Annotated in this window: 22 protein-coding genes; 10 read left to right on the forward strand and 12 right to left on the reverse strand. The window is 53.3% G+C overall.

Going from position 1 to position 21,703, the window contains the following annotated elements; all coding sequences use genetic code 11:
• Nucleotides 1-8 precede the first annotated feature (8 nt).
• On the reverse strand, nucleotides 9-1,202 hold the full coding sequence (locus QLG08_RS11835) for a zinc-dependent alcohol dehydrogenase (RefSeq protein ID WP_013024994.1): 1,194 nt from the start codon (nucleotides 1,200-1,202) through the stop codon (nucleotides 9-11).
• 402 nt (nucleotides 1,203-1,604) lie between these two features.
• On the opposite strand from QLG08_RS11835, the gene QLG08_RS11840 reads away from it, so the two are divergent.
• From QLG08_RS11840 to QLG08_RS11855, 4 genes are all read left to right on the forward strand, one after another.
• On the forward strand, nucleotides 1,605-2,891 hold the full coding sequence (locus tag QLG08_RS11840; protein WP_282472945.1) for an HAAAP family serine/threonine permease: 1,287 nt from the start codon (nucleotides 1,605-1,607) through the stop codon (nucleotides 2,889-2,891).
• 160 nt (nucleotides 2,892-3,051) lie between these two features.
• Entirely contained in the window at nucleotides 3,052-4,146 is a 1,095-nt protein-coding gene (locus QLG08_RS11845; protein ID WP_013024996.1) for an ABC transporter substrate-binding protein, read from the forward strand.
• Nucleotides 4,147-4,638: 492 nt separating this feature from the next.
• On the forward strand, nucleotides 4,639-5,073 hold the full coding sequence (locus QLG08_RS11850) for an RcnB family protein (protein WP_013024997.1): 435 nt from the start codon (nucleotides 4,639-4,641) through the stop codon (nucleotides 5,071-5,073).
• Nucleotides 5,074-5,176: 103 nt separating this feature from the next.
• Complete coding sequence (locus QLG08_RS11855; protein WP_282472946.1) at nucleotides 5,177-6,022, forward strand: Cof-type HAD-IIB family hydrolase; 846 nt, start codon at nucleotides 5,177-5,179, stop codon at nucleotides 6,020-6,022.
• A 19-nt stretch (nucleotides 6,023-6,041) separates the two neighbouring features.
• Here QLG08_RS11855 and QLG08_RS11860 read toward each other — a convergent pair whose 3' ends face one another.
• On the reverse strand, nucleotides 6,042-7,193 hold the full coding sequence (locus QLG08_RS11860) for an iron-containing alcohol dehydrogenase (RefSeq protein ID WP_282472952.1): 1,152 nt from the start codon (nucleotides 7,191-7,193) through the stop codon (nucleotides 6,042-6,044).
• Between the two features lie 286 nt (nucleotides 7,194-7,479).
• Between QLG08_RS11860 and gntT the strand changes: the two genes are divergently transcribed.
• Entirely contained in the window at nucleotides 7,480-8,796 is a 1,317-nt protein-coding gene (gene gntT, locus QLG08_RS11865; RefSeq protein WP_014593160.1) for a gluconate transporter, read from the forward strand.
• A gap of 49 nt (nucleotides 8,797-8,845) precedes the next feature.
• On the opposite strand, the gene QLG08_RS11870 is transcribed toward gntT, so the two are convergent.
• Entirely contained in the window at nucleotides 8,846-9,091 is a 246-nt protein-coding gene (locus tag QLG08_RS11870) for a hypothetical protein (RefSeq protein ID WP_014606320.1), read from the reverse strand.
• A gap of 823 nt (nucleotides 9,092-9,914) precedes the next feature.
• On the opposite strand from QLG08_RS11870, the gene pagP reads away from it, so the two are divergent.
• The 5 genes from pagP to tatE all read left to right on the forward strand — a co-directional run bounded on the left by pagP (nucleotide 9,915) and on the right by tatE (nucleotide 12,838).
• Nucleotides 9,915-10,487, forward strand: coding sequence for a lipid IV(A) palmitoyltransferase PagP (gene pagP, locus QLG08_RS11875; RefSeq protein ID WP_029568529.1), 573 nt, complete (start codon nucleotides 9,915-9,917; stop codon nucleotides 10,485-10,487).
• A gap of 150 nt (nucleotides 10,488-10,637) precedes the next feature.
• A complete protein-coding gene (gene cspE, locus QLG08_RS11880) occupies nucleotides 10,638-10,847 on the forward strand; it encodes a transcription antiterminator/RNA stability regulator CspE (RefSeq protein ID WP_006118399.1) in 210 nt (69 codons plus the stop codon).
• Nucleotides 10,848-11,189: 342 nt separating this feature from the next.
• Nucleotides 11,190-11,621, forward strand: a complete 432-nt coding sequence (locus QLG08_RS11885) for a GNAT family N-acetyltransferase (protein WP_013025004.1) — start codon at nucleotides 11,190-11,192, stop codon at nucleotides 11,619-11,621.
• Between the two features lie 65 nt (nucleotides 11,622-11,686).
• A complete protein-coding gene (locus QLG08_RS11890; protein WP_019106263.1) occupies nucleotides 11,687-12,484 on the forward strand; it encodes a deaminated glutathione amidase in 798 nt (265 codons plus the stop codon).
• Nucleotides 12,485-12,634: 150 nt separating this feature from the next.
• The gene (gene tatE, locus QLG08_RS11895) at nucleotides 12,635-12,838 is read left to right on the forward strand and encodes a twin-arginine translocase subunit TatE (protein WP_013025006.1); all 204 of its coding nucleotides are present in this window, start codon (nucleotides 12,635-12,637) and stop codon (nucleotides 12,836-12,838) included.
• 110 nt (nucleotides 12,839-12,948) lie between these two features.
• Here the strand turns inward: tatE and lipA are convergent, their stop codons facing one another.
• The 9 genes from lipA to rsfS all read right to left on the reverse strand — a co-directional run bounded on the left by lipA (nucleotide 12,949) and on the right by rsfS (nucleotide 21,644).
• Complete coding sequence (gene lipA, locus QLG08_RS11900; protein WP_013025007.1) at nucleotides 12,949-13,914, reverse strand: lipoyl synthase; 966 nt, start codon at nucleotides 13,912-13,914, stop codon at nucleotides 12,949-12,951.
• A gap of 174 nt (nucleotides 13,915-14,088) precedes the next feature.
• Entirely contained in the window at nucleotides 14,089-14,742 is a 654-nt protein-coding gene (lipB, locus tag QLG08_RS11905) for a lipoyl(octanoyl) transferase LipB (RefSeq protein ID WP_282472947.1), read from the reverse strand.
• 168 nt (nucleotides 14,743-14,910) lie between these two features.
• Nucleotides 14,911-15,174 carry a DUF493 family protein YbeD gene (gene ybeD, locus QLG08_RS11910; protein ID WP_006118404.1) on the reverse strand — a complete coding sequence of 88 codons (264 nt, stop codon included), beginning with the start codon at nucleotides 15,172-15,174 and terminating at the stop codon, nucleotides 14,911-14,913.
• Between the two features lie 100 nt (nucleotides 15,175-15,274).
• Nucleotides 15,275-16,486, reverse strand: coding sequence for a D-alanyl-D-alanine carboxypeptidase DacA (gene dacA / locus QLG08_RS11915; protein ID WP_019106261.1), 1,212 nt, complete (start codon nucleotides 16,484-16,486; stop codon nucleotides 15,275-15,277).
• A 132-nt stretch (nucleotides 16,487-16,618) separates the two neighbouring features.
• Nucleotides 16,619-17,782, reverse strand: a complete 1,164-nt coding sequence (rlpA, locus tag QLG08_RS11920; RefSeq protein ID WP_029569790.1) for an endolytic peptidoglycan transglycosylase RlpA — start codon at nucleotides 17,780-17,782, stop codon at nucleotides 16,619-16,621.
• 10 nt (nucleotides 17,783-17,792) lie between these two features.
• Nucleotides 17,793-18,905 (reverse strand): peptidoglycan glycosyltransferase MrdB, encoded by a 1,113-nt coding sequence (mrdB, locus tag QLG08_RS11925; protein ID WP_024471157.1) that lies wholly within the window; start codon nucleotides 18,903-18,905, stop codon nucleotides 17,793-17,795.
• 8 nt (nucleotides 18,906-18,913) lie between these two features.
• Nucleotides 18,914-20,818 (reverse strand): peptidoglycan DD-transpeptidase MrdA, encoded by a 1,905-nt coding sequence (gene mrdA, locus QLG08_RS11930; RefSeq protein WP_013025013.1) that lies wholly within the window; start codon nucleotides 20,816-20,818, stop codon nucleotides 18,914-18,916.
• Between the two features lie 34 nt (nucleotides 20,819-20,852).
• Nucleotides 20,853-21,323 carry a 23S rRNA (pseudouridine(1915)-N(3))-methyltransferase RlmH gene (gene rlmH / locus QLG08_RS11935; protein ID WP_013025014.1) on the reverse strand — a complete coding sequence of 157 codons (471 nt, stop codon included), beginning with the start codon at nucleotides 21,321-21,323 and terminating at the stop codon, nucleotides 20,853-20,855.
• A 3-nt stretch (nucleotides 21,324-21,326) separates the two neighbouring features.
• The gene (gene rsfS, locus QLG08_RS11940) at nucleotides 21,327-21,644 is read right to left on the reverse strand and encodes a ribosome silencing factor (RefSeq protein ID WP_014606314.1); all 318 of its coding nucleotides are present in this window, start codon (nucleotides 21,642-21,644) and stop codon (nucleotides 21,327-21,329) included.
• Nucleotides 21,645-21,703 lie beyond the last annotated feature (59 nt).

A 21,703-nucleotide genomic window follows, 5' to 3' on the forward strand; every position in this document is an offset into this window, starting at 1 on the left:
CCATGTTTTTACAGCGTGGCCTGGGTTGGCATCATGCCAGGCACCAGAATAACCTTGCGGCACGCTTCTTCACGCTTTTCAAAAATCTCATAACCGCGAGCGGCATCTTCCAGCGGCATATGATGCGTCACGATTTCTTCCGGTGTTAAATGCCCTTTTTCAATCAGATTCAACAGATCGGGCAGGTAAGCATGCACATGCGTCTGGCCCATTTTAAAGGTCAGGCCCTTGTCAAACGCATCGCCAAACAGGAAACCATGAATAAATCCCGCATACACGCCGGGCACGCTGACAATGCCGCCACGGCGAACCGCAGCGATACATTGACGTAACGCTTTCCCGCTGCTGCCTTCTAGCTTCAGGTTGGTTAGCACTGTTTCGGTCATGCTGCCTTTGGCTTCAAAACCCACCGCGTCAATCACGGCGTCCACACCGCGGTGTCCCGCGCTGTGCTCAATAATCCAGGCGGCGGGATCGTCGTTGTTATCAAAGTTGATGGGGATCACGCCGTAGCGCTCTCTGGCAAAATTCAGCCGGTAGTCATTGTGATCGATCATGTAGATCTGCTCTGCACCTTCCAGTCGGGCACAGGCGGCACTGAGCAGGCCCACAGGACCTGCGCCAAAAATAGCGACGCTCGATCCCTGTTTAATCTCGGCATTTTTCACCGCCTGCCAGGCCGTAGGCAAAATGTCGGACAGGAACAGAACCTTTTCGTCTGAAAGGGTGTTCGGCACTTTAAAAGGGCCGGCGTTGGCCTTAGGCACGCGCACGTATTCTGCCTGACCACCGGGCACTCCGCCATAGAGTTTGCTGTAGCCAAACAGGGCCGCCGGCGGCGTAATGCTTTTGCGGTTTAGCGCCGCGCCTTTGCCGCTGTTGGTGTTTTCACACGCGGCATACTGATGCAGATGACAAAAAAAGCAGTCACCGCAGGCGATAACAAACGGGATCACCACGCGGTCGCCTTTTGCCACGGCCGTTACCGCACTGCCGGCTTCCACCACTTCACCCATGAACTCGTGGCCGAAAATATCGCCATGATCGGTGCCGGGAATTTTTCCTCGATAAAGGTGCAGATCAGAGCCACAGATCGCCGTGGCCGTTACGCGCAGAATAATATCATCGGCGGCTTCCAGTCCGGGATCGGCAACGTTATCAACGCTGACTTTATGAGGGCCGTGATAGGTTAACGCTTTCATAGAGTCGACTCCTGTAAATCACTGGACGGCAACCGCCGATCGGGCGACTGCAGCATTAACAGCGCGGTTGAGCGCACTGTCCTGTCCAAAATGTTAAAGGTGATTGAAGTGTAGTGAGGAAAAAATGGGTAAGCAGAGCGGTATCCGCAAACTATGGCGGACGGGGCAGGCCGTAACGCCGTCATCACACGTTTTCCCCTGTTTTTGCCGGAAAGGTGCACGATATGGCGCTTAACTTGAATTTTTACCGTCAGATAGTGTAAAAAATGGGGCGCAATCGATTACGTCCTGACGGGGCGGGCTGAATCTGGCAGGTTGCACACATGCGTTGATGGCGAAAAACGCCAACCCTTTACCCGCTGCAAGCCTTGATTCAGGCTGATGCATATTCTGGAAGATCTGATGAAAACCTCGCAAACCCGCACGCTGGAAACCCCTCACGTTAATGATGAAACTGGCTGGCGGAAAACGGATACCGTCTGGATGCTGGGTTTATATGGCACCGCTATCGGTGCGGGCGTGTTGTTTCTGCCGATCAATGCGGGCATGGGGGGACTGTTACCCTTGATCGTTATGGCGGTGCTGGCGTTTCCCTTGACCTTCTTTGCCCATCGGGCCTTAACGCGTTTTGTCCTCTCTGGCAGCAATCCGGCAGGGGATATCACCGACGTGGTTGAAGAGCATTTTGGCGCAGGGGCGGGCAAACTGATTACGCTGCTCTATTTTTTTGCCATTTACCCTATTTTGCTGATGTACAGCGTAGCCATGACTAATACGGTTGAAAGCCTGATGGTGAACCAACTGGGCCTGGTGCCGCCGCCGCGTGCGCTCCTGTCGTTAATATTGATTATCGGCATGATGACGGTGGTGCGCTTTGGCAAAAGCATGATTGTGAAAGCGATGAGCGTCCTGGTTTATCCGTTTGTCGCCGTGTTGATGCTGATGGCGTGTTGTCTGATTCCTTACTGGCACGGGGCCGCACTGGAAACCCTCAATGCGGGCAGCGGGCGCAATCTGTGGATGACGCTGTGGCTTGCCCTGCCGGTCATGGTATTCTCGTTTAATCACTCGCCAATCATCTCCTCGTTCGCCCTGGCGAAGCGGCAGGAGTACGGCGAGCAGGCCGAGCGAAAATGCTCCCGGATTCTGGCCTGCGCGCACCTTTTGATGGTGCTTACCGTGATGTTCTTTGTCTTCAGCTGCGTACTCAGCCTCTCGCCGCAAGACTTACAGTCCGCTAAAGCGCAAAACATTTCGATCTTGTCCTACCTTGCCAACCATTTTAATGCGCCGCTTATCGCCTGGATTGGGCTGTTGATAGCCGTGGTGGCGATCACCAAGTCATTCCTTGGCCACTATCTGGGCGCACGTGAAGGGTTCAACGGCATGGTGAATAAAGCGCTCCGTAGCCGGGGCAAAGCGATAGCCCCTGACAGGCTGAATCGTCTGACGGCCGTGTTTATGCTGCTGACAACCTGGCTGGTGGCAACGCTCGATCCCAATATCCTCAAAATGATTGAAACGCTGGGCGGCCCGATCATTGCCGTAATTCTGTTTTTGATGCCGATGTACGCTATCCAGCGGGTGCCCGCTATGCGTCAATACAGTGGCAAACTCAGTAATCTGTTTGTGATGCTCGCCGGTCTGATCGCCATTTCGGCCATTTTTTATTCGCTGCTTAAGGCGTAATTCTCATTGATATCAAGGCGCCGTCCGATCCTTATGCCGGGACGGCGCCAACCTGAGACAGCGTTCAGACGTATTCATTAAACAAAGGTTTATATTTGTTACGAATTAGCATGGTAAAGTTAACGAGAATAATTCTTATTTCTCAACAGGGTTAATAAACATGAAATTCGGTATTTTTGCAGCCACGTTGCTGGCCTCAACGGTCTGTTCGGCCACCACCTATCCTCTGACCGTAACGGATGTGGATGGACAGACGATTACGCTGCAGAAAGAACCTCAGCACGTCATTCTCCAGGACGGGCGAGACATCATGACGCTGGCGCTGCTGGACCGGGATAACCCTTTTAAACGGGTTGTGGCATGGAATAACCTGCCAAAGAAACAGGATACGCAAACCTGGGCGCTGCTGAAGAAAACCTGGCCGCAGGCTGAGAAGATTGTGGATATGGGCTTCAACGATCAGGGGCAGGTGAACCTCGAAAGCGTATTGGCAAAGAAACCGGATATCATGATTGCGCAGTTGCGTGCCAAACCTGCGCTGATGCAGTCGGGAGTGCTGACCACGCTCAAAAGCCTGAACATCCCGGTCGTGTTTGTTGACTATGAACTGCATCCTAAAGAAAACACCGTGCCGGGTATTACGCTGCTGGGTAAAGTGCTGAACCGTGAAGCCGAGGCGAAGGCCTACACCGATTTTTACCAGCAGCACTGGCAGAATCTGCAGAAGGGCATTGACCAGGTTAAAACCAAACCCACCGTCTTTATTGAACCGATAGCCGGTAACAGCGACAGCTGCTGCTTTACGCATAGCCACAGCGGCTGGGGTGGACTGGTGGAAGCGGTCGGCGGCAAAAATATCGGATCGACTTTGCTGCCGGGTAACGCAGGTTTTGTTTCCCTTGAGAAAATCATTGCCATGAAGCCGGACGTTTACATCATGACGGGGTCAAAACGTTCCAACAGTAATGTACTGCCGTTCGGTTACGGATCGGACAGGAAAGCGGTGGCGGCAACCTTTACGACGTTGTTGAAGCGTACAGGATTAGCGCAGATTGAGCCGGTAAAACAGGGGCGCACCTACGGGATCTATCACCACTTCTACAACCATCCTTACAACATTATCGGGATGGAGATTCTGGCAAAAGATTTGTATCCAAAGCAGTTTAGTCAGCTCGATCCGGTGGCGGATTACCATCAAATCATCCGCAGGTTTACAAAATTACCGGATGCGCCTGTGCTGCTGAGTTACCCCTGATGGTCATCCGTTCAGGCGTAAAGCGCGCCTGAACGGATAAAACTGAACACCCGTTTTCAGGTTTGCGATGTGCAGCGGTGTATTTCTTATTGGATCAAACCGGCATGTAAAATATATCCGAGCCGTTTTTCATCCAACTGTCATTGACCAGAGGTTATTATTTCATCCCGACACTTGTGATGTGGTGTTGTCTGCTTTGCTTCTCCCTTTTTCTCTTAAGGGGCATTTTCCAGTTTACTGGCTTTGACGATAACTTCCCGATCTCAGGATCGGGGTTTTATTTTGATGCCTCGCCAGGTTTGAGTCCCCAAACGATTTTCCGCAAGGTATCTGTGTTTCACGCCTGATGCAGCGTGCCTGACGAGAGAGAGACGCCGTCCGCGCCTGTTTAGCGCGCTGACTTTTAAGAGTTTTGGTCATTCTTATTTCTTCCAGTTACGACAATAGTAATGGCAACGGCGCTGAGTCGCCGTTACCACTGGAGGCAGTACCATGAAAAAAATAAAATCAGGTTTGATTATCGCCCTTTTAGCATACAGCACGATGTACAGCAGCCCTGGGCTGGCACAGGGGCCAGGCGGCCCAGACGGTCCGTGGCATCATCCTGGCCGCGGTCCCGACGGCGATGGCCCGCCAGGCCTGGATCGCGATGGACCTCCCGGCCACCGGCCTGGCCCGCCACCGCCAGATGTGCGGCGCGATTATCATCACGATCGCTTTGCCTGGCGCGGTCATGAGTTTCGCCGTGGTGGTCCTGTACCGCGAGAGTACTGCGGTGAAGATTATCGGGTTGATGACTGGCGTGAGCGTGGTCTGAGAGAACCGCCGCCGGGTCAGCACTGGGCCGACATCGACGGTAACTATGTATTGATTGCCGCCGCCACCGGCATTATTACCTCGTTAATCCTGAATAACGCGTTTCAATAGCGACACAGGGATGGCCGATGCCATCCCTTTTTTATGCACCGAACGCCCGTTACCAGGCTATTCTGACAGTTAATCCTGAACGTTTACCGGCTAAGGAGTTCTGATGACCACGGTTAAGATGGTTGCTGTTGATATGGATGGCACCTTTCTGGATGACAAAAAGCAGTATAACCGCGCGCGGTTCCTCGCCTGTTACCACCAGCTCACTCAGCGACATATCAAATTTGTCGTGGCCAGCGGCAATCAATACCATCAACTCCGCTCATTTTTCCCTGAGATCGCCAGTGAGATTGCGTTTGTCGCAGAAAACGGCGCGTTAATTATCGATCGTGATGAAGAACTGTTCTGCGGTGCTTTTAGCCGCAATGACATCGATGCGGTACTCGATACGCTTGAAAATGGCCACTATCCTGATCTGCGCTATCTGCTTTGCGGACGTGAGAGCGCCTACTACTTCGAAGGGATGGATGAGAAGTGGCTGGTCAAGATGCGGCATTATTGCCACCGGCTCAGGCCCATTCGTTCTCTTGATGAGGTTGCCGACGACAGGATACTTAAGTTTGCCCTTAATCTGTCGGATGAGTATGTCGAGCCTTTAATGGCGGATATCCAGCGCCTGCACGAAGGTTCGGCGACGTCGAGCGGGCACGGTTCGGTTGACTTAATCGTTCCTGGTCAGCATAAAGCTAACGGCCTGAACCTGCTGGCGCAGCGCTGGGGCATTTCTCACGATCGGGTACTGGCCTTTGGCGACGGCGGTAACGATCTCGAGATGCTGCAGCAGTCGGGTTTCAGTTTCGCGATGAGCAATGCGCCGCAGCGGGTTAAAGACGCCGCGCGCTTCCTGGCACCCGCGAATAATGATGAAGGTGTGCTACAGGTGATCGAGCAAATGCTTGCAGGTGAAACGCCCTTTAGCGGGGCGGAACAGGGGGAATGTGCGGGCTAAAACACCGCCCGCACTACGCTTACGCGCTGACCGGCCAGGCGCGCGTAATCATGTCGCGCATCTCATCTTTGCTGTAGCTGACGAGGCTGTTTTTACTGTTGGCCCGGGCCAGGATCCAGTCGATATCCGACGGGCTTAACGTTGGCCCCTCCTGCCAGAACGTCATAATGGCTGAGCGTTGTAGCCAGGCTTTAAGATAGCGCGCGGGTGAATCGGTCTCCTCGTTAAAAAGCTGCGCATGCATTTCATCCATGAGCTGACGCTGGCGCGCATGCTGGCTGTCTGCAAGATGATCCAGAAACGTGAACAGCAGCCTGCCGCAGACTTCACCATGATGGAAGGGTTTAATCGCGCCCAGCTCTCCGGCGATGCCGTGAATGACGCCCAGCCCCGCGCTGCTCAGGCTGACACCGCCCAACCAGGACGCCATCATCATCGCCTCACGCGCGCGATCGCCGGTTTCGTCTTGCTGGTTTTGCCGAGGCCATCCCTGAATAAACTGACGCAGTCCGGTAAGGGCTAACTGGCGCGTAAAGAGGTTGCCCTTGCTGGAAAGATAGGCTTCAAATAAATGGGTAAACGCGTCGATTCCACAGGTGGCCAGCACCTTATCGGGGGCGCCCTTAAGCAAGTCAGGATCGAGAATCGCGACCTGTGGCACGAACACCGGATGGCGCAACGATGCTTTTATCTGGATATCCCGCTGGTCAGTCACGACGGCGTTCTGCGTGACCTCACTGCCGGTGCCCGCCGTGGTGGGAATCGCGATGAGCGGCAAGGTAACGGCGCTGACTGCCGTGTCTCCGACTTTTTCCAGGTAGCGGGCGGTGGGAAGCGGGTGCTGAATCATGGCGCTGAAGGCCTTGGCGGCATCCAGAACACTGCCGCCTCCTACGGCGATAACCCGATCGACATGGCCGCGCCAACGTGCCACCCAGCCATCAATATCGGCAGGCGAGGCCTCGTTGCTCACAATTTCATAACCCACAATGTGATCGTTCAGCGTGGTTTTAATTCGGGCATAGGCGTCGCCCTGTAAGAACGAACGGCCGCAAAAGAGCAGGGTAGCCTGGGGTTGGGCGGCCAACAGGGGAATCAGTTTGTTAAGGCTTCCCTGGCCGAAAAGGGTTTGTTGATTGCTGTACAGTTCACTCAGATTGTCACTCACCAGCGCATCCTTTTATATCTTCGCTAAAATCTGAGTGTAACGAAAAGCGGGCGATCGGCCCCGCGAAACTTTCTTATAGCGAGGGGAGCAAAAGTTGATCGTCTTCGCAAAACGCAAATTCAACGACGTGGAGTGATGCTTTAACACGGATGTTACCCTTAACATGTTATCGGTAACAGGGGTTGTCAAAATGTTACGACCATGGCAGCGCCCCAATTTTGCGCGTCCTCCGGGACGACGATAACAAAGCGGCACTGAGAAGATTCAGAGCATCAGGTGGAGAAAAATTATGCCATTACTCTATGTGGCGATTGGCGTGGCATTACTGTTACTGCTGATGATTCGCTTTAAACTCAACGGCTTTATCGCACTGATTTTAGTCGCCCTGGCGGTGGGGATCATGCAGGGCATGCCGGTCAACAAAGTCATTCTTTCGATTAAAAACGGCGTCGGCGGGACGCTGGGCGGACTGGCGCTGATCATGGGATTTGGTGCCATGCTCGGTAAATTACTGGCCGACTGTGGCGGTGCACAACGTATCGCCACCACGTTGATCGATAAATTTGGCACAAGGCACATCCAGTGGGCGCTGGTGCTGACCGGTTTTATCGTTGGTTTTGCCTTGTTCTACGAAGTGGGCTTTGTGCTGATGCTGCCGCTGGTGTTTAGCGTTGCGGCTTCTGCACGGGTACCGCTGCTGTTTGTTGGCGTTCCTATGGCGGCGGCGTTGTCTGTCACCCATGGGTTTTTACCGCCTCATCCTGGCCCCACGGCAATAGCGACGCTGTTTAACGCCGATATGGGAAAAACCCTGCTTTTTGGTACCTTACTGGGCATTCCGACCGTTATCCTGGCGGGTCCGGTTTACGCGCGTTTCCTCAAAGGCATTGATAAGCCTATCCCTGAAGGGCTCTACAACCCCAAAACCTTTAGTGAAGCCGAAATGCCAGGCTTTGGCGTCAGCGTCTGGACATCGCTTGTTCCGGTCATCCTGATGGCACTGCGTGCGGTAGCGGAGATGGTGCTGCCCAAGGGACACGCGCTGTTGCCTTATGCCGAGTTCTTTGGCGATCCTGTTATGGCGACGCTAATTGCCGTGCTGATTGCGATCTTCACCTTTGGTCTGAACCGCGGGCGCAGCATGGAACAGGTGATGGACACGTTAAGCGATTCCATCAAAATTATTGCCATGATGCTGCTGATTATCGGGGGCGGCGGGGCCTTCAAGCAGGTTCTGGTGGACAGCGGCGTGGATAAATACATTGCCAATATGATGCATGCCACCAATTTGTCGCCGTTGTTTATGGCCTGGTCTATTGCTGCTGTGCTGCGTATCGCGCTTGGCTCGGCAACCGTGGCGGCGATTACCGCCGGAGGCATTGTCGCGCCGTTAATTGTAACCAGCGGTGCCAGTCCTGAATTAATGGTGATAGCCGTGGGGTCGGGCAGTGTGATTTTTTCACACGTTAACGATCCAGGATTCTGGCTGTTTAAAGAGTATTTCAACCTGACGATAGGCGAAACCATCCGCTCCTGGTCAGCACTGGAAACGATTATATCAGTGTGTGGTTTAGTGGGATGCTTGCTACTTTCTTACGTGGTGTAAAGGCGCCTGCACGTGACAAAAGGGCCGCGAAACATGGCGGCCCCTGCTGTTAATCTGACGCTTCAAAGCCCGCTTTTACCATCTGTTCTCGCAGTGCGCGGGCGATCTCCCGGTTACCTCCGGTAACCGGATAAATCACGTTATTCACCACATCATCAAGGTAATGCTCCGCAAATTCCTGTCGGGTAAGTTGCGTGCCGCCTTCATCATTAATGGCGAAAAAACCTTTGATTTGTTCACCGCTGTCTTTTGCCTTCAGGCTGTAGCGGCCCATGCTGGTATTAATGCTACTCATAAGGTCTCTCTCCCTGCTTTGCATTTTTAGTGTCAAAACCGTCGAGCTGTCCTGTCCGCCTAAATTTTAGCCAGAGATGATTCTTAAAACGAAGCGACAGGGGCGACAAAAAGGCCGCTATGCGATGCTTCTCACAGAAAATAACAATTAAAGCTGAATGTTGCTTTCATAGTTGAGAACGCAATAAGCAAAAAGCACATCGCTGAATTTTGCCTATACTGTTATGGGAATGTTTTTTAATGGTAAGGGAGAGGAAATGAAAATAACTCTGTGGATTATCGCCATTATTTTTATCGTGGGACTGTTGACCCTGACAGGGGTATTCAAACTGATTTTCTGATTCGACGGGCATCTTGACGGGTGCCCGCAGCCCGACCAGCGAGCGTTTCTCTTGACACCGCGAGCCTGTAAGATTTTCATCCTGCTACCTGCTACCTGGTTAAGCGAGCGCATTTTTACTGGCATTACCCTGACCCTTAATCATTCTTTATGTGGTTTACCTGAGGTGGTGTGTGGTAAAAGTCGCTGTTTATCACTGCTCGCCCCGTTCGGCGCCTGTATGAAGGCGCGACGTGATGTTGCGTAAGTGTTGAGTTTGGTTGTGAAAACTACAGAACTTAGTGGAAATGTTGAAAGTTCTTGCTGTTTGGGCTTGGTTCATCTTTTTTGCGCTAAAATTGCTCGTGCTTTATTACGTCAATGATAATTACATGCTGAATACCCTGAGCATTTTTTTTTAAATTTCGGGTCAGGCGGGTCTTCCCGTTGCTGATTTTCAGCATGGAACACTGCGTTCAATCAATAAGAGACAGGTAATACCGAAGTGAACAGGTACCTTTTAACAATGTTATCAGCTCCATTACTGGCGCTGTTTTTTTCTTTTTCCCTCCAGGCCGCTATGCTCTCCCAAGAGATTAAATCAGGCTGGGATACCTTTACCGGCAACGTCCAGCAAACCTGGCAACAGCCTGATGCAATTGATGTTTATGTGCCCGCCATCACCTGGCACAACCGCTGGACGTATGATGAAGAGCATATTCACAGATATAACGAACGTCCCTGGGGCGCCGGTGGTGGCGTTTCGCGTTACGATGAGAAAGGGAACTGGCACGGCCTTTACCTGATGGCGTTCAAAGATTCTTTCAACAAGTGGGAACCGTTTGGCGGTTACGGCTGGGAGGCCACCTGGCGACCTTTGCAGGATCAAAATTTTCACTATGGTCTGGGCTATACCGCAGGGGTAACGGCACGGCATAACTGGGGATACTATCCCGTTCCGGCCATATTACCGTTGGCGTCAATAGGTTATGGTTCGCTGAACTTTCAAATGACTTATATTCCAGGTACTTACAACAACGGGAACGTGTATTTTGCCTGGCTGCGCTGGCAGTTTTAAGCTCTGGAGCCAGTGAAAAAGTAACCAAAGGGTAAATAATAGCGATATTTATCACTTTTTCATCAAATCAGGCTGGACAAAACCCTCAGCAATTGCTGTACTAGATGGCGACACAGTTTAGTGTCCATTTTTCATGTAAAGGTAATATAGATGTCTAAGATTAAAGGTAACGTTAAGTGGTTTAATGAATCTAAAGGATTCGGTTTCATTACTCCTGAAGATGGCAGCAAAGATGTATTCGTACACTTCTCTGCGATCCAGAGCAATGGCTTCAAAACTCTGGCTGAAGGTCAGCGTGTAGAGTTTGAAATCACTGACGGCGCAAAAGGCCCATCTGCTGCTAACGTTATCAGTCTGTAAGTTAACAGTCAGAATTCTAAAAACCCGCCTTCTGGCGGGTTTTTTTATGCCGGTACGTGTCACATTTCTGGCTGAAGGATGAAACGGCTTTAAGGCGCAATTGCAGTGCTGCCGCTGCCTCGTCCCCGTATCATTTCCTGCACATCACGCCCTCCCGCGCTTTTCGATATCACGCTGGCACACTGCGCCAGACAGGCTACTGCAGCACGATAACCGCCAGTAAACTGCGGCGCGAGTCACAGATAATCCTTGTAACATAATCATAACAACTCGCAGGGGGAGCATTTTAGCGCGTCTCAGGTTATAACTGACTCTCCGCATAACAGATAAAGAGGTGCCAGGATGGATATTCGTCCGGCTCAGGCGAAGGACAGCTTCGTACTGAGCGCGTTGTTAAGTGAACTCGGTTATGGCGGTACAGAGCATTTTATTGAACAACGTCTGGCCCAGCTTATGACGGACCCCAATGAAAAGCTGCTGATCGCAGAACAGGGTAATCATGTACTGGGATTCCTTTCCCTGCATTTTATCCCTCAGTTGGCGCTGGCAGGGGATTTTGCCCGTATCAGCTATTTTTGCATCGCGGACGGTGAGCGCAGCAAAGGTGTGGGCCAGAAACTGCTCCAGCATGCAGAAGCCTTGGCAGCGCAGCACGGCTGCGACCGCATGGAAGTTCACTGTCATGCTTCACGTCTTAAAGCTAACCAGTTTTATGGCCGTGAAGGCTATGTTGAATCACCACGCTACCATGTGAAAGCCCTTCAGCCTTTGTAAGAGCATTGAAAGGTTACCAAAGGGCCTGTATATCACGGCAGTACTGCTTTCAGGGAGAACCCACGATGAAAGTCGCATTAGGGCAATTTGCGGTTCAGCGTGACTGGCAGGAAAACGCCCTAACCTGCCAGGACATGATGGACCAGGCCAGCCGTGCCGGGGCCGATCTGCTGGTTCTGCCAGAAGCGGTGCTGGCCACTGATATCACTAATCCCGATTTCATACTGGAAGCCGCTCAGTCGCCTGACGGGCCGTTTCTGTCGCAACTGCTTAGCGCCAGCAAAGGCCATGGGCTGACTACCGTGCTGGGAATGCATATGCCGGGCAGTGAGCGCAAAGTGTTTAACGTGCTGGTGGTCATTCGCGATGGCAAGATCGTGGCAGAATACCGCAAGCTGCATCTGTACGATGCGTTCGCGATGCAGGAATCAAAGCGGGTTGAAGCCGGACAAGAGATTCCGCCGCTGGTGGACGTTGCGGGCATGAAAGTCGGGCTGATGACCTGCTACGATGTGCGTTTTCCCGAGCTGTCGCGGCGTCTGGCGCTGGAGGGGGCCGAGGTGTTGGTCTTACCCTCCGCATGGGTCAAAGGGCCGCTAAAAGAGATGCATTGGGATTTACTTACCCGCACGCGCGCGCTGGAAAATACCTGTTATGTGGTGGCTGTAGGCGAGTGCGGTATGCGTAATATTGGCAATAGCATGGTGGTCGATCCCCTTGGCGTACCGATAAGCCGGGCGGCCGAGTCCCGGGCACTTATTTTTGCCGAGCTCGATCCACAAAGAATCGCAACAGCGCGCGCAATGCTGCCGGTGCTGGATAACCGCCGTTTTAGCCGGCCCGAACTGGATGGAACGCGCTAACCGGGGGCAGGGATCATCGCTAGCCGATTGGGCCTGAAACCTGACGGCGCCGCTGCGCGATCTTAATCTGTTACAGATTACGCTTGAGGTTAGCGCTAAACTGCGCCTAAATAAGCGTTACCGTTATTCGCCAGATTATAAAGGTTATATATGGAAGGTATCAGTATTGCCAAGCTGCTGATTATCGGTGCGCTTATCGTACTGCTTTTCGGCACCAACAAGTTACGTTCTCTGGGTGGCGATCTGGGCTCCGCAATCAAAGGCTTTAAAAAGGCCATGAAAGACGAAGACACCAGTGCAGCGCGCACCACGGCAGAAGAAACCCCTGCGGAACGCGTTTCTCATAAAGATTAACGCGGCGTCAGTTTTAGAAAAGTGTTAATTTTTATTTCTGACAGCCATAAAAAAACCAGATTGCGGGCAATCTGGTTTTTTGCTTTTTAAGGCAGCCAGCAGGCGAACGGTTATTTCACTTCCAGGCCTTTTGCCTGCATGTCGGCATGGTAAGACGAACGGACAAAAGGACCGCAGGCAGCATGGGTAAAGCCCATCGCCAGTGCCTCTTCTTTCATTTCATCAAATTCCGCCGGGCTGACATAGCGCTGAACAGGCAAATGGTGGCGGCTGGGCTGCAGATACTGACCCAGAGTTAACATTGTCACGCCATGACGACGCAGGTCACGCATGACCTCGACGATTTCAGCGTTAGTTTCTCCCAGGCCTACCATTAAACCGGATTTTGTCGGTACCTCGGGATGGGCTTCTTTAAAGCGTTCCAGCAGCTTCAGCGACCATTCATAGTTTGCGCCCGGCCGTACCTGGCGATACACGCGAGGCACGTTCTCGAGGTTGTGGTTAAACACATCTGGCGGTGTGGCAGTCAGAATTTCAAGCGCACGATCCATGCGGCCACGGAAGTCAGGCACCAGCGTTTCAATTTTGATGCTGGGGCTTTTTTCCCGGATAGCCGTAATACAGTCGGCAAAATGCTGAGCGCCGCCGTCACGTAAATCGTCGCGATCCACCGAGGTAATAACCACATAACGCAGTGCCATGTCGGCGATGGTCTGGGCGAGTTTACCCGGTTCGTTTGCATCGGGTGCGTTAGGACGACCGTGGGCCACGTCGCAGAACGGGCAACGGCGGGTACAGATCGCGCCCAGGATCATAAAGGTCGCCGTGCCGTGATTAAAACATTCAGCAAGGTTAGGGCAGGAGGCTTCCTCACAAACGGAGTGGAGCCCGTTTTTACGCATTGCGGCTTTAATGCCCTGAATACGACTGGAGTCCGCCGGCAGTTTGATTTTCATCCACTCCGGCTTGCGTAGAATCTCTTGCCGGTCGACGGCCACGGTTTTCACCGGGATCAGCGCCATTTTGTCTGCGTCACGATATTTGACGCCGCGTTCCATCTGAATTGGTTTACTCATAAATCAGCAGGTTCCGGTCGGATTGCGATTTGAAAGCTGTCTCACTCAATCAGAGAAGGCGGCTTTCAACTTTATTTGAAAAAAGTGCAAAAATTATATCATCTCAACGGCCAGGAAGCAGCCAAAGACACCACCGATAAGTTACATATTTGTAAATACGCATTCACCGTTAACTCAGCGTGGGTTTTCATCCTGATGCCATTCAACCTGCTGATAACCCAACTGGCGGGCAAAGGTTTCGGCCAGCAACGGCTGAACATCGCCTAACGTGATTTCAGGCCGGAAGTGTTGCAGCTGCGTCATGTGCATTCCGGCATAGCCGCACGGGTTAATCCGTAAAAATGGCGACAGGTCCATCGCCACATTTAATGCCAGCCCGTGAAACGAGCAGCCCTTACGAATGCGCAGCCCCAGCGAGCAAATTTTTTCATCCCCAACATAGACGCCTGGCGCATCGGGTCGGGCCCGCGCCGCCACGCCAAAGCGGTCCAGTACGGCAATGACCGTTTCTTCTAAGGCGGTCACCAGCTGACGCACGCCGGTTTTACGGCGTTTCACATCAATCAGAACATACATGATCTGTTGTCCTGGCCCGTGATAGGTCACCTGCCCCCCACGATCGCTTTGTACCACAGGAATATCGCCGGGCATCAGCAGGTGCTCGGCTTTTCCCGCCTGGCCCTGTGTAAAGACCGGATAATGTTCCACCAGCCAGACTTCATCCCGGCTTTCGCTATCGCGCTGATCGGTATAGTGGTGCATGGCGTCTGAGGTCGATTGCCAGTCACATAACCCAAACTGGCGAATAAGAAGCGTGTCTGCAGACAAAACGAGTATCCGTTAAAGAGGGGAGACGCTGAGTATAACGCTGGCGGCGATGAAGTTAAACGCCTTCGGGATGAGAGGATGAGTACAGAGCGGCTGGGCCGGTAGGGCAGAAAATACGGGTCAGCGCGTTATCTGCGCAGCCTGACCCGCTGACCAGTGTTGACAGCGTTACAGCACCATCCGCACGATTTCAATTTTGCCCAGCTCTTCGTACAGGGTTTCGACCTGCTCGATGTGGGTGGCATTGATCGTGACGTTTACCGAGTGATAGTTACCTTTGCTGCTGGGTTTCACTTCTGGGCTGTAATCGCCGGGTGCATGGCGTTGCACGACCTCAAGCACCAAATCAACCAGCTCCGGCTGTGCCAGCCCCATTACTTTGTAGGTAAATGGGGTAGGGAATTCGAGCAGTTCATTCAGTTTGGTTTTCATAATCACTCCGGTACATAAAAAACAGGCTCCCGCCGAAGCGGGAGCATCATATTAACCTGTAATGGGGGCAGAGTGGCGGTTTTTCAACCGCCATGCACCATTAACCGAACCAGTGGTGGAACATCAGTTTGATATAGTCAACGATACGACTGAAGAAGCCGCCTTCAGAGACTTCATTTAACACCACCAGAGGACGCTGATCGATAGTTTTGCCATCGAGCTGGAAATTGATACTGCCAACCACCTGGTTTTTCTTCAGTGGCGCATGCAGCTCGGTATTGGTGAGGACATAGCTGGCTTTCAGATCTTTCATCCGGCCGCGTGGAATGGTCAGATAAGCATCTTTTTCAACGCCCAGTTGGACGCGATCGCTGTTACCAAACCACACGGGCTCAGAGGCAAACTCTTTCCCGGCTTTCAGCGGTGCAACGGTTTCAAAGAAGCGGAAACCCCAGGTCAGCAGCTTTTTACTTTCCGTTTCGCGGCCTTTGAAGGTATGACCGCCCATCACGGCAGAGATCAAACGCATCTGTCCTTCTGTCGCAGAGGCCACCAGGTTATAGCCTGCTGACGCGGTGTGACCGGTTTTGATGCCGTCAACGGTCAGGCTGGTATCCCACAACAGACCATTGCGGTTCATCTGACGAATATTGTTAAAGGTGAACTCTTTCTCTTTATAAACCGCGTACTCTTCAGGAACATCACGGATAAGCGCCTGGCCAATCAGCGCCATGTCGCGTGCTGAGCTGTATTGACCTTCCGCATCCAGGCCATGAACGGTCTGGAAATGCGTGTTTTGCAGACCCAGCGCTTTCACGTAGTTGTTCATCAGACCAACAAAGGCATCCTGGCTGCCGGCGACATAATCGGCCATCGCCACACAGGCATCATTACCGGACTGCAGAACGATACCGCGCGTTAACTGGGAAACCGGAACGCGGTCGCCAGGCTTCAGGAACATTAAGGATGAACCTTTGAATACCGGATTACCGGTCGCCCACGCATCCTGCCCCACGGTAACGATATCGTCCTGGTGGATTTTTCCTGCTTTAACTGCCTGACCGATGACGTAGCTGGTCATCATCTTCGTCAGGCTCGCCGGGTCGCGGCGTGCGTCCGCGTTTTTCTCAGCCAGCACTTTGCCTGAATTGTAGTCGATGAGGACATAAGCTTCGGCATCAATGTCCGGTACGCCGGGAATCATGGTCTTGAGATTAACATCATCAGCGATGGCAGCATGGCTGAGGGAGAAGGCGATCAGTGATCCCACTGTCAGGCGTTTTAACAAACGAGAAGGTTTCAGCGTGTTCATGTGTGGGACGACAACATCCATGGGTTTAAGGTTTAAAAAAGTCACTCATCATAACAAATGCCTGATTTTCAGACATCCGGCTTAGTGAATGAGTTGTTAGCAGAGGTTACCTGTCACGGTAACCTCTTTCGATTAACGACCTGCGGTGGTAACGAAGGCCGCACTCTGGCCTTCGCTGCTCAGCCGTTGCTGTAAGGCCACGGCTTCTGCACGGGTTTTATAACCACCAAGCTGCACGCGGTACACATTGCCTGCGTTTTCCACAGCGCCAGGAACGCCAAAGCGCTGGCGTAAACTGTTAACTAACTGCCGGGCACGTGCTGCATCATTAATGGCACTCACCTGAACGACATAGCCTGAAAGGGATGAGGCACTCTGGCTGGCGGCAGGCTGGCGGGGTGATGCGGCGGCACTGGCCGCAACCGGCGCAGCGGCAACAGGCGCGGCTGCGACAGGGGGGCTGGCAGCGGGCTCACTGCTTTCCAGCACGCCGCTGGGTAACGGCTGCGGCGCGCCCAGGAAGCCGCTACTTTGCACTGGCGCGCCCATAGCATTATTGCTTTGCAGCGTCGCATTGCTGACGGGTGAAATATCCTGAGCCTCGGGTTCAGCCGCCGGGGCGGTCTGCGGCTGGCTGCTACCGTTCATGATGGGTTGACTGCCACCGCTCATGCCTTGTGGGCTGCTCATGACCGGACCGTTCAGGTCGGGACGCGCAGGCAGGGCATAGCTCTGTTTCGCGACCACGGTGCCGATGGTGCCGGGGCCGGAAAGCGTGCCATCCGGTGCGACACTGATGTAATCAACCCGCACGCGGGAATTGTTGGAGATATTCAGGCGGTCACCTGCCGCACGGGACAGATCGATAATGCGTCCCGGCGTATACGGGCCGCGATCGTTAACCCGCACCACAATCTGGCGGCCGTTTGCCAGGTTTGTCACGCGAACGTAGCTGGGCAGGGGCAGCGTTGGATGGGCAGCCGTCAGGGCATCGGGATCAAAGGTCTCGCCCGTCGCAGTACGATTACCCTGGGCTTCCTCACCGTACCAGGCGGCCAGCCCCACTTCACTGTAGTTGGCCGGATTTTTGATAATACGGTAGTTTTTACCGTTGACGCTGTAGTCCTGATTGGTCGACGGATTGACCGGCTCATAACGAGGCTCAACGCCAGGAATCTCTACCACCGGGCCGTTATAGGCAGGCTGCGGTGGCGCACTTTGTTGTTGCGGTTCCTGGGTAGAACATGCAGCTAAAACCATTGAAGCCAATACAACGCCAAGCCAGTCCTTACGCATCTGCGACCTCTTAAACACTTTTAGATAACATTTTTCGGTGTGTGTGGATCGACATTACGATGCCAAATCCCGCCATAAGCACAATAAGCGCCGAGCCGCCGTAACTGACCAGCGGCAACGGAACGCCAACCACCGGTAAGATACCACTAACCATGCCAATGTTAACGAAAACATAGACGAATAAAATCAACATTAAACCCCCGGCCATCACCCGGCCAAAGGTGGTTTGCGCACGGGCAGCCACGATGAGTCCACGCATAATCAACAGCAGGTACAGCACCAGCAGCAACAGTACGCCCACCAGTCCCAGCTCTTCTGCCAGCACGGCGAAAATGAAGTCGGTGTGACGCTCCGGTAAGAACTCCAGCTGTGATTGCGTCCCATGCAGCCAGCCTTTACCGCGCAGTCCGCCAGAGCCAATAGCGATTTTAGACTGAATAATGTGGTAACCCGCGCCAAGCGGATCGCTTTCGGGATCGAGCAGCATCATCACGCGGTCTCGCTGATAGTCATGCATCAGGAAGAACCACAATATGGGGATAAAGGCCGCAACTAACAGGACGGCGATACCAATCAGCTTCCAGCTCATGCCGGAGAGGAACAGCACAAATAATCCCGAGGCCGCGACCAGAATCGAGGTTCCGAGGTCAGGCTGCGCGGCCACTAACAGCGTAGGAAGGAAAATCAGCACCAGAGCGATGGCGGTGTTTTTCAGGGTCGGTGGGCACACGTCGCGGTTGATAAAGCGCGCGACCATTAAAGGAACGGCGATTTTAGCGATCTCAGAGGGCTGGAAGCGGATAAAACCCAGGTCCAGCCAACGCTGCGCCCCTTTACTGATTTGGCCAAAGGCATCCACGGCGACGAGCAGGATGACACTGACAATATACAGGTAAGGCGCCCAGCCTTCGTATACCCGGGGCGGAACCTGGGCCAGCACCAGCATAATGATCAGCCCCATGGCGATCTGGCCGAGCTTACGCTCCATCATGCCGGGATCCTGCCCGCTGGCGCTCCAGATAACAATGGCGCTAAAGGTCAGTAGCGCGAGGATAATCAGCATAAATAGCGGATCAATATGCATGCGCATCCATATTGACCGCTTCTGCGGGCTGTCATTCATCGACATGATTATTCACCTTCGTAGCCTGGCGGTGTGGGGGCCGCATCCGGCAGGACAGTATTATTGTCACCTAACATGATGTGATCCAGTATCTGACGCATTACCGTGCCTACGGCGGGTCCGGCTCCGCCGTTTTCCAGAATCATGGTCACGGCGACACGCGGTTTATCGTAAGGGGCAAACGCGGTCATCAGCTTGTGGTCACGCAGGCGTTCTGCGATTTTGTGTGCGTTATAGGTTTCGTTCTCTTTCAGACCGAAGACCTGAGCCGTACCCGATTTCGCGGCAATTTTGTATGGCGCATCGGCAAAGCTCTTGTGAGCCGTACCATTGGGGCGATTGGCCACGCCATACATCCCGTCTTTGGCAATTTCCCAGTAGCCCGAGTGGATATCGCCTATCGGCTGGGAAGGCGGTTGACGATAAGGCACCAGGGTGCGGCCTTCGCGCGTGGCGCGCAGCATATGCGGCACTTTGATAACCCCGTCGTTGATGAGGATCATCATCGCTTTGTTCATCTGCAATGGTGTTGCCGTCCAGTAGCCCTGACCGATACCAACAGGAATGGTATCACCCTGATACCAGGGCTTTTTAAAGCGGCGCATTTTCCAGTCACGCGTCGGCATGTTACCCGCGCTCTCCTGGGGTAAATCAATGCCCGTACGTTCACCGTAGCCGAATTTGGTCATCCACTCCGACAGGCGATCGATGCCCATGTCATAGGCGACCTGATAAAAGAAGGTGTCCGCAGACTCTTCCAGCGATCTGGTGACGTTCAGACGACCGTGGCCCCACTTTTTCCAGTCGCGATAGCGTTTTTCAGAGCCGGGCAGTTGCCACCAGCCGGGATCGAACAGGCTGGTATTTCGGTTGATAACGCCTGCGCTGAGCGCGGAAACGGCGACATAGGGTTTGACCGTTGAGGCTGGCGGATAGGCGGCCTGAATCGCGCGGTTATACAGTGGACGGTTTTCATCGCTCAGTAATCCGCGATAGTCTTTGCTGGAAATTCCGTCAACAAACAGGTTCGGATCGTAACTGGGCGTGGACACCATGGCCAGAATTTCTCCGGTGCGGGGATCGCTGACCACCACTGCGGCACGACTGCCGGCTAACAGCGTTTCGATGTACTGCTGCAGTTTCAGATCAATGGTCAGATAGATATCGCGCCCGGCCTGCGGGGATTGCTCGTGCAACTGACGAATAACCCGGCCACGGTTGTTTACCTCAACCTCTTCATAACCGGTTTTACCGTGCAGCAGGTCTTCGTAATAGGCTTCGATACCGAGTTTACCGATATCGTGCGTAGCCGCATAGTTTGGCCATTTACCTTCTTTGTCCAGACGCGCCACATCCCGATCGTTGATTTTCGATACGTAGCCCACAACGTGGGTCAGGGTTTGCCCAAAGGGATAGTAGCGGCGCTGGTAGCCTTTGACTTCCACGCCGGGAAAGCGGTACTGGTTCACGGCAAAGCGTGCAACCTGCACCTCATTAAGGCCGGTTTTTACCGGGATAGAGGTAAAGCGACGTGAGCGCTTACGCTCTTTTTCAAACGCCTCAATATCGTCATCGGTGAGTTCGAGCACCGGGCGTAAGTTTTGCAGCGTTTGTTTTAAATCGTCGACCTTTTCCGGCACCAGTTCTGCCTGATAAATCGTACGGTTCAGGGCCAGCGGCGTGCCGGTACGGTCATAAATAATGCCGCGGCTGGGCGCGACCGGCACCAGCTTAATGCGGTTTTCATTTGACCGGGTACTGTAGTCGTCGAAACGTAAAATCTGCAGGTGATAGAGATTAACCACCAGCACGGAGGAGAGCAGTAAGATGCCGACAAAAGCGATAAAAGCCCTGCGGACAAAGACTTTTTGTTCGGCGCTGTAATCGCGAAAGGCGTTGCTTTGTAATTTCATCCGCTACTTGTAATGTCTGGAGTGAGCTTATCGGTTATTCACGATGATAAGGATGATTTGTCGTAATGCTCCATGCACGATAGAGGCTCTCTGCAACCAGCACGCGCACCAGCGGATGAGGCAACGTTAACGTTGAGAGAGACCAGCTTTGTTCTGCCGCCGCTTTACAGGCCGGCGCTAATCCTTCAGGCCCGCCAATCAACAGGCTGACGTCACGGCCATCCTGCTTCCAGCGTTCCAGCTGCTGCGCCAGCTGTGGGGTTTCCCAGGGTTGTCCGGGGATATCCAGCGTCACAATGCGGTTGCCTTTACCTGTCGCTGCCAGCATCGCTTCGCCTTCTTTTTCCAGAATGCGTTTGATGTCGGCATTTTTCCCCCGTTTCCCCGCAGGGACTTCCGTTAACTCAAACGGCATGTCTTTGGGAAACCGACGCAGGTATTCCATAAAACCGGTCTGAACCCAGTCAGGCATTTTGGTGCCGACGGCAACAAGCTGCAATTTCACCGCTTAACCCCAGAGCTTTTCCAGTTCATACAACTGACGGCTCTCTTCCTGCATGACGTGCACGATCACTTCGCCCAAATCCACAACGACCCAGTCAGCGGCGGCTTTACCTTCCACGCCCAGCGGCATCAGGCCGGCGGCACGGGATTCCTGCTCGACGTGTTCCGCGATAGAGGTCACGTGGCGCGTTGAGGTACCGGTACAAATGATCATGAAATCAGTGATGCTCGATTTGCCCTGAACGTCGAGAGTCACGATGTTCTGGCCTTTCAAATCATCAATCTTATCAACAACGAACTCTTGGAGTGCTTTACCTTGCAAAAGGTTCCCCTTCAAAACTGGTGATAGCGGGCTGGCTGAAACCCGGAAGACAGCCAAAA

This window comes from Pantoea sp. V106_11, assembly GCF_029967885.1.
GTDB lineage: Bacteria > Pseudomonadota > Gammaproteobacteria > Enterobacterales > Enterobacteriaceae > Pantoea > Pantoea ananatis.